This window comes from Anaerococcus octavius (assembly GCF_900445265.1).
GTDB classification, from domain to species: domain Bacteria; phylum Bacillota; class Clostridia; order Tissierellales; family Peptoniphilaceae; genus Anaerococcus; species Anaerococcus octavius.
Genome location: NZ_UFTA01000002.1, coordinates 905,539 through 919,010, shown reverse-complemented (window position 1 = coordinate 919,010; position 13,472 = coordinate 905,539). Strand labels below are relative to the sequence as shown.

The following is a 13,472-nucleotide window of genomic DNA, read 5'->3' as shown; positions in this document are numbered from 1 at the left end:
AATAGAGGTAGTGTATAATGGATATCATAGAAGTTTTTTCTAAAAACGTTAAAAAACATCGAAATGAAGTGGGTTTAACACAAGAAGCTTTTGCTGAAAAACCCGGATTGCATAGAACATATATAAGTGCATTAGAGTGTAAAAAAAGAAGCATTGCATTGGATAATGTACAAAAAATAGCAGATGCTTTGGAGATAGAACCATATTTATTATTTAAGGAATAAATAGTAAGAAATAGGATGGTATTAAGTGAATAGGACAAATTATTTTAATTACATAGAAGAAAAATTAAATACGCTAGCATATAGAATAGAAGTGAGAAGTAAATTAAACCTTTTGGAACTTAATATCCATTCTGAAAATTTTTTCGCCAATTTGTGTAATATTATTTTTGATTTAGAATTAGAAAATTTAAATTTCTCATACCAAAATATAGATGGCATAGATTTAATAGATCATAAAAATAAAGTTGTTGTGCAAGTTTCTTCAACCTGTACAAAAACAAAAATTGAAAATTCTCTAAGCAAAAATGTATATACTAAATATAAAGATTATAACTATAAGTTTATGTCTATTTCTAAGAATGCACCTTTTTCTCTAAAAAATAAAACTTTTCAAAATCCATATAGTATGCAATTTAATCCAAAGCAAGATATATGGGATGTTGGGTTAATTCTTAAAAAAACTTTAAATCAAACAGTTTCTAAGCAAAGGTGTTTATATGATTTTATAAAATCTGAGTTAGGACAGGATGTTGATTGTGTTAAAATTGAGTCAAATTTAGCCAAAGTTATTAACATTTTAGCAGATGAGACACTTGATATTAATGCTGGTTCTCCAGAAATCAACTCTTTTGCTATAGAGGATAAAATTTTATTTAATGATTTAGAAGATGCTAGAGACATAATTGATGAGTATAAAATTTTTTATCACAGACTTGATGAAATATACAGTGAGTTTGACAGAGAAGGTAAAAATAAAAGTTTTTCTGTATTACAGGAGATTAGAAGGCAGTATATAGAATTAAATAGATTAAATTATACTCCTACAGATATTTTTTATGAAATAATTAATCGTGTTATGAAAGTTATAATTGGAAGTAGTAATTATATAGAAATACCGATGGAAGAACTACAATTGTGTACGGATATACTGGTTGTAGATGCTTTTATTAGATGTAAAATATTTAATAATCCGGAGGGATATAATCATGTTATTACCAGATAATATTCATCCTGAACTTAGTATTTATTATAATGGTTATGTTATTTTAACAGAGCTTGAAAAGAAAACAGAACAAATGCTTTTAGAATTATACTATAATGTAAAAAAGTCAAATAACATGTCATTTTCCGTGTTCGTATTGAGTCTTGACTGGTTATATTTAATACAATTAGCTCAAATAAGTGAGAAGGGGGTAGTAAGAAAATGTTTATAGAAAAGCTGAAAATTTCTACTAAATATGAAACAATTCGAGAGATGAAATTTCATACAGGTATGAATTTAATAATTGATGACACCCCTTTAACAGATGACTTAAAATCAACAGGGAATAATGTAGGTAAAACAACAGTTTTAAAATTAATTTATTTTTGCCTGGGAGGAGAAGGTAAGGATATTTACACAGATGAAGAAAATAAAAATAAAGTATATGAAGAGGTTAAAAGTTTTTTAATAAATCAGGAAGTGTTAGTAACATTAACCCTTATAAATGGATTTAACGTGCAAGAAAAAGAAAGATTAGTTATTGAGCGTAATTTTTTATCAGGGAAAAATGCTATAAGGAAAATAAATGGTAAATCAATATTGAAAAAAGATTTTGAAAATGAACTATTAGCAAAAATATTTCCAGAAAATAAAAACGAAAAACCTTCTTTTAAGCAAATAATATCTCATAATATTAGATATAAGGACAATAGTATTAATAATACACTAAAAACATTAAATTCTTTTACTACTGATGTTGAATATGAAACTCTATACTTATATCTTTTAGGATGTGGATTTGATAGTGGAGCCAAAAAACAAGCACTTACTAATAAGATAAAGCAGGAAAATGCATATAAAGAAAGGCTTGAAAAAAAACAAAAGAAAAATTCATATGAGGTTGCATTAGCTATAATTGAAGATGAAATAGTTGAGTTAAATAACAAAAAATCTTTATTAAATATAAATGAAAATTTTGAAGAGGATTTAAATAAACTAAATGAAATAAAATATAAAATAAATAGGTTAAGTCCACTTATTACTAAACTAGAAATAAGAAGGGACATGATCATTGAAGCAAAAAATGAGATGGAAAAAGATGTGTCTACAATTGATTTAGATCAATTAAGATTGTTGTATAGTGAATCAAAAGAATATATCCCTAATTTGCATAAAACATTTGAAGATTTAGTTGTATATCACAATAAAATGATAGTGGAGAAGGTTTCATTTATAACAAAAGAATTACCTGTTTTAAATGATAGAATTAAAAATGAGAAGAGAACTTTAAAAGAATTGTTAAGTGATGAAAAAAAATTATCTATAAAAATTTCCAAGAGTGATTCTTTTAATGATTTGGAAAATATTATTTCTGAAATAAATGAAAAATATAGATTAAAAGGTGAGTATGAAAATACAATTTCACAAATAAACGAGGTAGATTCAATTCTCGAAACAACAGAGAATGAACTTAAAAACATTGATCAATATTTATATTCTTATGATTTTCAAGAAAAACTTAAGAAGCAAATAACGAAATTTAATAGATATTTTTCTTCGGTATCATATGAGTTATATGGAGAAAAATATGCTCTGACATATGAGATTATTAATAATAAAAAGACAAACAAGCCAGTATATAAATTTAGTACATTTAACTCAAATATGAGTTCAGGCAAAAAACAAGGAGAAATTCTATGTTTTGATTTGGCATATATAATGTTTGCGGATGAGGAAAGAATATCCTCTTTGCATTTTTTATTAAATGATAAAAAAGAATTGATGCATGATAATCAATTGGTGAAAGTTTCGGATTTTGTTATTAAAAAAGACATTCAATTGGTAGTTTCAATATTGAAAGATAAGTTGCCTGCAGATCTATTGAGTAAAGCGAATATTATTGTGGAATTATCACAAACTGATAAATTATTTAAAATTGAATAATAGTATGGAAGAGTAAGAATTCCTTACTCTTTTATATTGTAGAAAATATATATTTAATGCTTGATACAAGGGAGGAATTGTATATACCATATAGAACTTATACCAAAATACAGGACAGAATATTTTATGTGAACAAAAGATTAGAGGATTAAGCAAACCGTGTAGTTGGAAGTAAATAAGTAGAATAGAAGTTGAAGTATGTAAAAACCGTAAACACATATTACTAGAGATATCTACTAAATTAGAATATTGAGTTAAGAAAGAATAATTTTAGAAAGGGTGTAAGGATTCGTTACATCCTTTTTCAAAAAATGGCAAACTCATAAGCTAACTTTAATTCGCTTTTATAACATATAATAAAAGCGTAAACGAGAGGAGGCAGACTATGAATACACTTAAAGAATATATACAAGAAAATTTAGTAATCACCAACAAAGAAGTAGAAGACCTTGGATATACTAGGCATAGTTTATCAGAATTAACAAAGAGCGGACAATTAGAAAGACTAAGACCGGGGCTATATCAATTAAAAGGAAAAGTAATAGACGATTTTGTTTTAATATCATCAAATAGTAATCGAATTATATTTTCCCATCAAACAGCCCTATACCTCCAAGACCTATCCGACAGAACTCCAAATGTATTTCATATATCTGTACCCCAAGGCTACAATGCAAGCCACATCAAAAATAGATACGAAGACCTACAAGTTCACTATGTAAAAAAAGACTTATACGAACTTGGGAAGTCAGAAATAAAATCACCCCAAGGCAATCTTATCCCAGTTTATGATATTGAAAGAACAATTTGCGACATCATAATCGACAGAGAAAAAATAGATAAGCAAATTTATACAGATGCCATAAAAAGATACTTTAAATCACCAAATAAAAATCTAAGACGACTCATAAAATACAGTAGACTATTTAAAATAGAAGATGAAATTAGAAAATATATGGAGGTGTTATCGAAGATTTAATTTTCAAAGGTTGTGTTGAAGAAGATGAACAAAATCTTATTTATACACATAAAAGAAGTGGTTTCAACTTATATAAAGTAAGATGATACTAATATGAAGGTGGGAAAAGCCATAAAAATACAACATATATAAGAATATACAAGTTTTCAAGGAGAAGAGTAAATATGGAATGGGATGAATTTATTGATAAAGTAAAATTTATATTGAGAAGATTTAATAGAGAATTTAATATAGATTATAGCGAAGATAGTATTAGTTATATTGTGGGTGAAAAAAGTTTTGAATTTAGTAAATCTGACTATAATAATATTAGCGATGATGCAATGAAATCCGATTTGTCACAATTTACAGTATCAAATAATAATAGCTATGAAGTTATTATTTATCAAACAAATAAAATGGTTCGAAGACTATTGCCATATAAATTTGAGGAACGAATAATATCTACTAATATTAAAGATTCTATGAATAATATTGAATATAAATTTCAAGAAATATCAGATCTAATGGTATGGAATATCATTAAAGAAATAGACTTGGAAAGTTTAAAAAGAGGTTTTATGATTTTTCCTCCTAGATTGCCAGGAGATGAAGGCGAAAGTTTATTTAATTTATTAAGAATTTGTTTTAGAAATCCTTATTCATTAATTGTTTCATATAAAAAAGATATTGATAAAAGTAAACTTAATGATTATATTAATTCATTTTTATTTAACTTTTGCTATAACTACGGATATTCCTTCAGGATTATGAATAGCTTAGATGAATTATTAAATATTAGGTATAGGAATAAAAATAGTTTTTACAAAAGCGAAGAGTTAGATGCACCAAGATTAATATATAAACAAGATTTAACAGAACAGTACCATATGGCGGTCTCTTCAGAAGATCCGTTTGTACAATTTATAGGATTTTATCATATCATGGAATATTTTTATGAAGAAATCTATAAAGAAGGTGTTGTTAATAATGTTAAGGAAATATTGTTAGATCCTGGATTTTCTACAAAAAGAAAAAAAGATATAATGAAACTTGTAGATTTAATTAATAAAAAGAGAACTGAAAGTACGGTAGGAAGTGAATTAGAAGCATTGGAATTAACATTAATGAAGTATATCGATATTGAAAAGATAACAGAAAAATTGAATGAAATTGATGAAGATATTATAGAATACTATAAAAACAATACGGTTAATTTTTCAAATGGAGATGCAATAGATTTAATAGGAGACAAAAAACATATATTTAAGAAATTGGCTAATAGAGTATATAAAACTAGAAATTCACTTGTTCATAGCAAGTCAAATGAAGTTAGGCTGAATGAAAGAGGAATTTATAAACCTTTTAAAGATTCGAAAGCCTTATTAAAGGAAATACCATTACTTAAAGTGATATCAGAAGAGATTATTATAAAATCAGCGAGTGAATTATAGTATAATAAATTCAAGAGGAGATACATAAGACTAAAATTGGGTCTGTAAATAATTTTGTGTATCAACCTAAATCCTGACATAAGTGTAAGGGTTGATACATTTTTTGTGTATCAATGTTTTTCCATTCCTATAGGAATGGGACTTTTCTTAATTTTACACAGTCTCGATGTATTTTTATAATTGCCATACTAATCACCAGAACTTTCTTTTGATTTATTAAGAAGTAGGGAATAGATCTGCCATATTTCTTTAGATGATTTTTCTATCTGTTTATTCATTGAGTCGATTTCATTTTTGTAAATAATACCAGTTGTATTAGTAGCCTTTGCGATCTGGTTTATATTATTTGTTGCATTTGAAAGCAGCCATTGTAGGTTTCTAAATGGTTCTAAATCTATAACATAAATTTCTTTTTCCAATACACATTTCCTAAGAAAGTGGGACATAGTTTTGCAATTTGCAAGTTTCATTTTCTTTTTAAAAACTTCCTTTTCTTCCTTAGTTAGTTTAATTTCTATTCTTTCATTTCTAAATCTATTTGACATTTTATTCTCCTTTATAAAATATATTTCGGGGTCTTAGGGTTCTCCCTAACAAGGTAAAAATTAAAAAAATGGAGCATTCCGTAAAGGTCTGCTCCATTAATTTTTTCGTAAATGTCCGTACACTTACTGTGCTTGATATTAAAGTTATAAGTGTTAAGCGTGTATTAAGTTTTATTAATTATATCATATTTAAGCATGGTTTTCTACTGTTCGTATTGACAAAAAGAAGATAAGTATATATAATGATAACTAAGTTATCCATATGATAAAAACTTATAAATTGAGACGTTAGTCAGGGAGATGAGGATATGACAGAAATTACTGGTTATGATTTAACACATAAAAAGATTATGGATAGTGGCAAAGTTAATTTTTTAAATGATGGCTATGAACGAGCTAATTTAAGAAAAATTTGTAAAGATGCTGGAGTGACAACGGGTGCTTTTTACAGGCATTTTAATGATAAAGAAGATTTATTTATCAGTTTAGTTGATCCATTGGCAAACGAACTTTTGGGTTTTTATAACAAGTTTGAAGAGGAATCTTTTAAAAACATAGAAAAAAATTGTGGGGAAGATCTATCAAAAATTAATATTGAAGGATCAATTGAATCTGCATTGTATATGTTTAGCAAAAAAGATTTATTTAATCTTTTAATATATAAATCATATGGCACTAAATATGATAATTTTATAGAGCTTCTGGTAGAAAAGGAAGATATAAATAGACATAAAGCGTTTCAGATTATTTCAAAGAAAAAGAATATAAAATCAGAAGTCCCTAAAGATGCAATGCATTTGTTAAACCATGCTTATATTAATGCATTGTGTGAAATTATAATACATTCTCAAACAGAAGAAGAAGTAAAGTTAAACACAAGAATAGTTTCGAAGTTTTTTTATGATGGATGGGAGAAATTGCGAGGTTTTTAAATATAAGGGAAAGGGTATTAATCACCCTTATATTTTTTAAAGTAAAGATAACTAAGTTAGCTAATAAAGTTATCTATATATGGAGGTGTTAAATATGAAAGAAAAAAGTCCTGCCACAATATTGTGGGAGCTTGCACATAAGGAACATTCAAAACTAAAAACATCTGTATTTATAGCAAGTCTCGGTGTTATTGCTGGAATTGTTCCATATATTGCAGCAAGTCGTATTTTAGTTTATTTATTGAATGGAGTTGAAGATTTCAAGGTCTATTTTCTATGGATGGGAATAGGTTTGTTATCTTATATTTTAAAATCTGTTTTATACTCTATGGCATTATCTGTATCTCATAAAGCGACTTTTAGTGTATTGAAAGATATTCGCTTGAGAATGCTTGATAAGCTTCCTAAGATGCCGTTGGGAGAAATAATTTCGGTTCCAAGCGGAGATTTTAAGCAAATCATAGTGGATCAGGTTGAAAGTATGGAAAAACCTCTTGCTCACCTGTTGCCTGAAATGACATCGAATCTATTGGGATCTTTGAGTATACTTATTTATTTATTGTTTCTTGATTGGAGAATGGCACTTTTGTCATTAGTATCTATTCCTGTGGGAATGCTTTTTATGGGCCTAGTAATGAAAAATTATGCCGTTCAATACGAAGGTTCTGTAAAAGTAAATCGAGAGATGAATTCTGCAATCGTTGAGTATATCAACGGTATAGAAGTAATAAAAACATTCAATCAGGATAAGAGGTCGTACGCAAAGTATAAAGACAAAGTCATTGCAAATGCGAGATATTTTTATGAATGGATGAAGAGCTGTCAGTTACCTGTGTCCTTATCTAAAAATATATCCACAACTACATTAATAACGGTACTTCCGTTTGGTTGGTATTTCTATATTAATGGAAGCTTAAGTGCAGAAGTATTTATATCTGTTATTATTCTATCTTTAGGTATTGCTGGCCCTTTACTTGAGACAATAAATTTTGTTGACGGTTTTGCAAAAATGGGAACTATTGCAAATTCTATTAACTTAATTTTGGAAGGGAAAGAACAACAACATTCCGATAAGGATGCTGACATTGATCGATATGATATTCAGCTACAAGATGTAAAGTTCGGATATGACGAAGAAAAAGAAATTCTTCATGGAATATCGTTGAATATAATGGAAGGATCAACTGTAGCTTTTGTAGGTTCAAGTGGAAGCGGTAAATCAACTTTAGCAAAACTAATAGCCGGATATTGGGATATAACTGAAGGTAGTATAAAAATCGGTGGTTATGATATTAAGGATATTCCGCTAAAGCAATTATATAGTATGACAGCCTTTGTTTCTCAGGACAATTTTTTATTCAATGAAAGTATTAGAGAAAATATCAGAATGGGAAATCCAAATGCAAGTGATAAAGAAGTCGAGGATATTGCAAGGAAATCTGGTTGTAATGATTTTATTATGAAGATGGAACAGGGTTATGATACTGTTGTCGGAAGCAGCGGAAATCATGTTTCCGGAGGAGAAAGACAGAGAATATCAATAGCAAGAGCGATGTTAAAAGATTCTCCGATAGTCATACTTGATGAAGCCACTTCATATATAGACCCGGAAAATGAAGTTATCATAAAAAATGCTTTATCGAAGTTAATAGAAAATAAAACTGTCATTATTATTGCACATAGGTTATCAACTATAACAGATGCAGAGCAGATTTTTCTGATTGAGAATGGAGAGCTTGTATCACACGGTAAACATGAAGAATTAATGAAAGGGTGTAAGCTATACCAAAAGATGTGGGAAGCTCACATTGGATCAAAGGATGGTGAAATAGAATGATAAGTGCTTTAAAAAAGATTTTGGATTTTTCAGGTGATGAAAAGAAAAATGTATACCATTCTATATGGGTGAGTTTTTTATTTGCTATTTTTCATATGTTTCAAATTAGCGCAATTTACTTTATAGTAAAGGCTATTGTCGAAAAAGATATGAGCATGACACCTGCATGGACTGCTTTAATTCTTCTTGTTGTAAGTATAGCGGGAAGAAGTGTTACAAATTATTTTTCACAATTACAGCAATGCCATGCAAGTTATTTCATGGTGGCAAATAAAAGAGTAGCAATAGGTGAAATGTTAAAAAAGATACCTATGGGATTCTTTAACGAAAATAATATTGGAGAGGTAGTTGGGATTTCCACAACTGTTTTGGAAGATGTAGAAAATACCGCAGCAATGGTTATGGTAAATACATTATCAGGTTTTATAAACACGATAATATTTACAATAATGATTTTAGCATTTGAGTGGAGAATAGGTTTTATTGTTGCAATTGGATGCCTATTGTACTTATTTGTTCTCTCAAAAATGGAAAACAAATCAAGGAGTGTTCTTCCTGAAAGACAAAAAGCGTCTGCTAAATTAGTTGATGCCATTTTAGAGCAAATTGGAGGAATGTCTGTTATAAAATCCTTCAATTTAACAGGGAAAGGAGATGAAAAAGTCAGAGGTGCTATTGAAAATAGTAGAAAAATAAATCTTGATTGTGAAAAACTGTTTACACCTTATACAATTTTGCAAAATATTCTTTTGGATTTGTTTAGCATTTTAATAATAGGTGCAGGCATTTTCTTTTATCTCAATGGAGAACTCTCATTCTTAAATACAGTTATGACGATTATAATTTCATTTCTTGCTTTTTCACAAATTAAAATGGCAGGGAGTGCAACAACTGCTCTCAGAGTTGTTAGTGGTTCTATTGAACAAACCAAAAAGTTAGAAGAATTTCCACAGATGGATATTGAAGGAAAAGAAATAAATCCGAATAATTTTGATATTTCTTTTGAGAATGTGGAGTTTTCATATTCAAATAAAAAAATTCTTGATGGTATATCTATTGATATACCGCAGAAACAGATGACGGCAATAGTCGGACCATCAGGATCTGGGAAAACCACATTTTGCAACTTGATAGCAAGATTTTGGGATATAGATAAAGGAAAAATCAGCATAGGTGGTCATGATATAAAAGAATACTCATTAGAATCATTGATGAGACAAATTAGTATGGTTTTTCAAAATGTATATTTATTTCAAGACACAATAGAAAATAACATAAAATTTGCTAAACCAGATGCCACACATGAGGAAGTTGTGGAGGCTGCTAAAAAGGCTTGTTGCCATGAATTTATTATGAAGCTTCCTGAACAATATGAAACAGTTATAGGAGAGGGAGGTGCAAGTCTATCTGGTGGAGAAAGACAAAGAATATCAATTGCAAGAGCAATGATAAAGAATGCACCTATCATTATTTTTGATGAAGCTACTGCAAATGTAGACCCTGAAAATGAGGATAAATTGCAGGTTGCTATGGAGGAACTCACAAGAAATAAAACAGTAATAATGATTGCACATAGGCTAAAAACAATAAAAAATGCAAATCAAATACTCGTTTTAGCAAATGGAAAAATAACGCAAGTAGGTACACATGAAGAACTCATAAAAACAGATGGTATATATAAGAACTTTATTGAAGCAAGACAAATAGCTGTTAATTGGAAACTGTAATAAGTAAAAAATATTTTATATCAAAATAATTCAAATATAAACAGAGTAGCTTTTTATGCTACTAAATACAAGGAGGATTAAAAAATGAAAAAAAGTTTATCATCAAAAGATTTAATTAATGTAGGAATTTACACAGCGATTTACTTAGTAATATTTTTTGTAGTAGGAATGTTAAATGCTATTCCTATACTATATCCAGTTATATACCTGCTTATTCCAATTTTTACAGGAATACCCTTTATGCTTTTTTTAACAAAAATAGATAAGTTTGGAATGGTTACTGTAATGTCAATTATTCTTGGAGTGTTTTGGTATTTTATGGGATACACATGGCTAGCATTAGCTGGTTATATTCTGTTTGGAATTATAAGTGATTTAGTTATGAAGTCAGGTGAATTTAGAAATTTCAAAAAGAATACAATTGGATTTTGGTTGTTTTCTTGTGGAATGATTGGTTGTCAAATGCCGATGTGGGTAATGGCAGATACCTATATGGCAGGTATTAAGCAGCAAATGGGAGAACAATATGTTACAGATCTAGTAAAATATATGCCATCATGGATGGGAGTTGCAGCAATTGGAATTATTTTAATAGGTTCAATTATTGGTGCGAATTTGGGAAGAAAGATGCTTAAAAAGCATTTTGAAAGAGCAGGTATCGTTTAATGGAAGAGTATGAGGTATATATACTGAATAAACCCAAAGGCTTTTTCTTAGATCCTCGTACTAAAATTTTATTTATGATATTTATCACAACTATAATGTCTGTCGGATATAAGGATATTTTAATTAGCCTTATATCCGCTATTGTGGCAATAGCATTACTTTTGTCTAATAGACAGTTTAAGATAGCTCTCATTTATGGAGGGCTATTTATATTGGCTGTTATGGCACATTTTACGAAAAATATGTACACTTTACCCACTATTATAAATACGATATTTGTTTTACTAAATGCTTTGATTTTAAGATTGTTTCCAATCTTTATGTTAGGCTATTATGTCGTAATGTCCACAAAAACAAGCGAGTTTATAGCAGCTATGGTAGAGTGGAAAATTCCAAATGCATTTATTATTCCTATAGCAGTAGTATTTAGGTTTATTCCGACCTTACAAGAAGAGCACAGTTCTATTAAAGCTGCTATGAAAATGAGAGGTATTAGTTTTAAAAATAAAAAAGCTTGGAAAAATCCTAGTTTATACTTGGAATATGTAACTATACCTTTAATTGTTTCAGTTGTAAAAATAGGTGATGAATTATCAGCAGCGGCAATAAGTAGAGGATTAGGTGGTTTGAAAAGAAGAACCAGTGTGGTAAAAGTGAGTTTTACTCTATATGATGCGCTTATTTTATGTATATCAATCGCTTTTATAGGATTATTTTTATATAGGAGGTGATAAGTATTGATTGAATTTAAAGATGTGTCATTTACTTATGATAGTGGTGATAGGAGCGCCGGAATTTATAATATTGACTTAAAGATCAATGATGGAGAGGTGGTTGTATTTTGTGGTGAATCTGGTTGTGGAAAAACTACAATAAGTAGATTGATAAATGGGTTGATTCCTGGATATTATACGGGGACTTTGACTGGAGAAGTTATAGTAAGAGGATACAAGATTTCTGAAAATCCGATTGATGAATTAAGTCGATATGTAGGGTCAGTATTTCAAAATCCAAGAACTCAATTTTTCAATGTAGATTCTACAAGTGAAATTGCATTTACTTGTGAAAATTTTGGAATTTCAAGAGAAGAAATCTGTAAAAGAATTGGCAATGTAACAAAAGAATTAGATATAAAGAACTTACTTGACAGGAGTCTATTTTCTATGTCAGGAGGTGAAAAACAAAAGATAGCTTGTGCTTCTGCTGCTACTATGGAACCTGAAATTTATGTATTAGATGAACCGTCTTCTAATTTAGATATTCAAACTATAGGAATGTTAAAAGATACTATAAGGAAATGGAAAGAAAAAAAGGCAACTGTAGTAATTGCGGAACATAGGCTTAAATATTTAATAGATATTGCAGATAAATTTATCTATATGAAAGATGGTAAAGTTCATAGTGTATTTTCTTCTGCTGAGTTCAAAAAAATACCTAATTGCACTCTAAATGCTATGGGATTAAGGAGTATTCATCCTAGTAATACCAATAAGTCTATTAAAAACACAGAATTTGAGGAACAAATAGAGATTAAAGATTTTATGTTTTCTTATGGGAAAGAACCATTTCTTGAAATTAAGGATGTTAAATTGCCCCAAAAATCTATTGTGGCTGTTTTAGGAATCAATGGTTCTGGTAAATCAACTTTTTCAAAATGCTTATGTGGAATTGAAGAAAAATCAAAAGGAACTTTAAAGATAAAAGCAGAAAGTTATTCCACTAGAGATAGGCTGAAAAAATGTTTTATGGTGATGCAGGATGTAAATCATCAATTATTTACTGAATCAGTTAAAGAAGAAATTCTTTTAAGTATAGAAAACAATGAAAATAAAGAAAACACAGTTGATGAAATATGTGAAAAGCTAAATCTACTGGATTTTATAGATTGTCATCCAATGTCATTGTCTGGAGGACAAAAACAAAGAGTAGCAATCGCTAGTGCTATTGCTTCTGATAGAACAATTCTAATTTTGGATGAACCTACAAGTGGTCTTGATTTTAAGAATATGAAAGAAGTTTCTGATGAAATGATAAAACTTAAAGAGGACGGTAAAACTATTTTCATTATTACACATGATTTGGAATTAGTAGAAAGCTGTTGTGATTATTATATGTTTATGGAGAAGGGAAAAATAAAATGGCATGGTGGTAAAGATGAAAAAAATATGGAAAAAATTAGGGCATTCTTCAATCAAACTTAAAA

The 13,472-nt window shown here is 28.8% G+C and carries 13 protein-coding genes; 12 read left to right on the top strand and 1 reads right to left on the bottom strand.

Annotation, left to right across the window (positions count from 1 at the left end; translation table 11 throughout):
- The first annotated feature begins 17 nt into the window (after positions 1–17).
- The 6 genes from DY249_RS04635 to DY249_RS04610 all read left to right on the top strand — a co-directional run bounded on the left by DY249_RS04635 (position 18) and on the right by DY249_RS04610 (position 5,562).
- A complete protein-coding gene (locus DY249_RS04635) occupies positions 18–224 on the top strand; it encodes a helix-turn-helix domain-containing protein (protein ID WP_115595345.1) in 207 nt (68 codons plus the stop codon).
- A gap of 25 nt (positions 225–249) precedes the next feature.
- Positions 250–1,227 carry an ABC-three component system protein gene (locus tag DY249_RS04630; protein ID WP_115595344.1) on the top strand — a complete coding sequence of 326 codons (978 nt, stop codon included), beginning with the start codon at positions 250–252 and terminating at the stop codon, positions 1,225–1,227.
- On the top strand, positions 1,163–1,438 hold the full coding sequence (locus tag DY249_RS09465) for an ABC-three component system middle component 6 (protein WP_342767205.1): 276 nt from the start codon (positions 1,163–1,165) through the stop codon (positions 1,436–1,438). Before DY249_RS04630 ends, DY249_RS09465 begins: the two co-directional genes overlap by 65 nt.
- A complete protein-coding gene (locus DY249_RS04620) occupies positions 1,429–3,150 on the top strand; it encodes a DUF2326 domain-containing protein (protein WP_115595343.1) in 1,722 nt (573 codons plus the stop codon). The genes DY249_RS09465 and DY249_RS04620 overlap by 10 nt, the downstream gene beginning before the upstream one ends.
- Before the next feature lie 385 nt (positions 3,151–3,535).
- A complete protein-coding gene (locus DY249_RS04615; RefSeq protein WP_115595342.1) occupies positions 3,536–4,129 on the top strand; it encodes a type IV toxin-antitoxin system AbiEi family antitoxin domain-containing protein in 594 nt (197 codons plus the stop codon).
- Between the two features lie 164 nt (positions 4,130–4,293).
- Positions 4,294–5,562: a hypothetical protein gene (locus DY249_RS04610; protein WP_115595341.1), complete on the top strand. Its 1,269-nt coding sequence runs from the start codon at positions 4,294–4,296 to the stop codon at positions 5,560–5,562.
- A 188-nt stretch (positions 5,563–5,750) separates the two neighbouring features.
- Here DY249_RS04610 and DY249_RS04605 read toward each other — a convergent pair whose 3' ends face one another.
- Positions 5,751–6,107, bottom strand: a complete 357-nt coding sequence (locus tag DY249_RS04605; protein WP_115595340.1) for a plasmid mobilization protein — start codon at positions 6,105–6,107, stop codon at positions 5,751–5,753.
- A 308-nt stretch (positions 6,108–6,415) separates the two neighbouring features.
- On the opposite strand from DY249_RS04605, the gene DY249_RS04600 reads away from it, so the two are divergent.
- The 6 genes from DY249_RS04600 to DY249_RS04575 all read left to right on the top strand — a co-directional run bounded on the left by DY249_RS04600 (position 6,416) and on the right by DY249_RS04575 (position 13,470).
- The gene (locus DY249_RS04600) at positions 6,416–7,039 is read left to right on the top strand and encodes a TetR/AcrR family transcriptional regulator (RefSeq protein WP_115595339.1); all 624 of its coding nucleotides are present in this window, start codon (positions 6,416–6,418) and stop codon (positions 7,037–7,039) included.
- A gap of 94 nt (positions 7,040–7,133) precedes the next feature.
- Positions 7,134–8,876 carry an ABC transporter ATP-binding protein gene (locus DY249_RS04595; protein ID WP_115595338.1) on the top strand — a complete coding sequence of 581 codons (1,743 nt, stop codon included), beginning with the start codon at positions 7,134–7,136 and terminating at the stop codon, positions 8,874–8,876.
- The gene (locus DY249_RS04590; protein ID WP_115595337.1) at positions 8,873–10,603 is read left to right on the top strand and encodes an ABC transporter ATP-binding protein; all 1,731 of its coding nucleotides are present in this window, start codon (positions 8,873–8,875) and stop codon (positions 10,601–10,603) included. Before DY249_RS04595 ends, DY249_RS04590 begins: the two co-directional genes overlap by 4 nt.
- A gap of 84 nt (positions 10,604–10,687) precedes the next feature.
- On the top strand, positions 10,688–11,269 hold the full coding sequence (locus DY249_RS04585; RefSeq protein WP_115595336.1) for an MptD family putative ECF transporter S component: 582 nt from the start codon (positions 10,688–10,690) through the stop codon (positions 11,267–11,269).
- Complete coding sequence (locus DY249_RS04580; RefSeq protein WP_115595335.1) at positions 11,269–12,000, top strand: energy-coupling factor transporter transmembrane component T; 732 nt, start codon at positions 11,269–11,271, stop codon at positions 11,998–12,000. Before DY249_RS04585 ends, DY249_RS04580 begins: the two co-directional genes overlap by 1 nt.
- A gap of 6 nt (positions 12,001–12,006) precedes the next feature.
- Positions 12,007–13,470, top strand: coding sequence for an ABC transporter ATP-binding protein (locus DY249_RS04575; protein ID WP_115595334.1), 1,464 nt, complete (start codon positions 12,007–12,009; stop codon positions 13,468–13,470).
- The last annotated feature ends 2 nt before the right edge of the window (positions 13,471–13,472 follow it).

Bases quoted from the DNA above. Each gene is read 5' to 3' on its own strand.
- DY249_RS04635 (WP_115595345.1), top strand. From the start codon at position 18: ATGGATATCATAGAAGTTTTTTCTAAAAACGTTAAAAAACATCGAAAT.
- DY249_RS09465 (WP_342767205.1), top strand. From the start codon at position 1,163: ATGCTTTTATTAGATGTAAAATATTTAATAATCCGGAGGGATATAATC.
- DY249_RS04620 (WP_115595343.1), top strand. From the start codon at position 1,429: ATGTTTATAGAAAAGCTGAAAATTTCTACTAAATATGAAACAATTCGA.
- DY249_RS04615 (WP_115595342.1), top strand. From the start codon at position 3,536: ATGAATACACTTAAAGAATATATACAAGAAAATTTAGTAATCACCAAC.
- DY249_RS04610 (WP_115595341.1), top strand. From the start codon at position 4,294: ATGGAATGGGATGAATTTATTGATAAAGTAAAATTTATATTGAGAAGA.
- DY249_RS04605 (WP_115595340.1), bottom strand. From the start codon at position 6,107: ATGTCAAATAGATTTAGAAATGAAAGAATAGAAATTAAACTAACTAAG.
- DY249_RS04600 (WP_115595339.1), top strand. From the start codon at position 6,416: ATGACAGAAATTACTGGTTATGATTTAACACATAAAAAGATTATGGAT.
- DY249_RS04595 (WP_115595338.1), top strand. From the start codon at position 7,134: ATGAAAGAAAAAAGTCCTGCCACAATATTGTGGGAGCTTGCACATAAG.
- DY249_RS04590 (WP_115595337.1), top strand. From the start codon at position 8,873: ATGATAAGTGCTTTAAAAAAGATTTTGGATTTTTCAGGTGATGAAAAG.
- DY249_RS04585 (WP_115595336.1), top strand. From the start codon at position 10,688: ATGAAAAAAAGTTTATCATCAAAAGATTTAATTAATGTAGGAATTTAC.
- DY249_RS04580 (WP_115595335.1), top strand. From the start codon at position 11,269: ATGGAAGAGTATGAGGTATATATACTGAATAAACCCAAAGGCTTTTTC.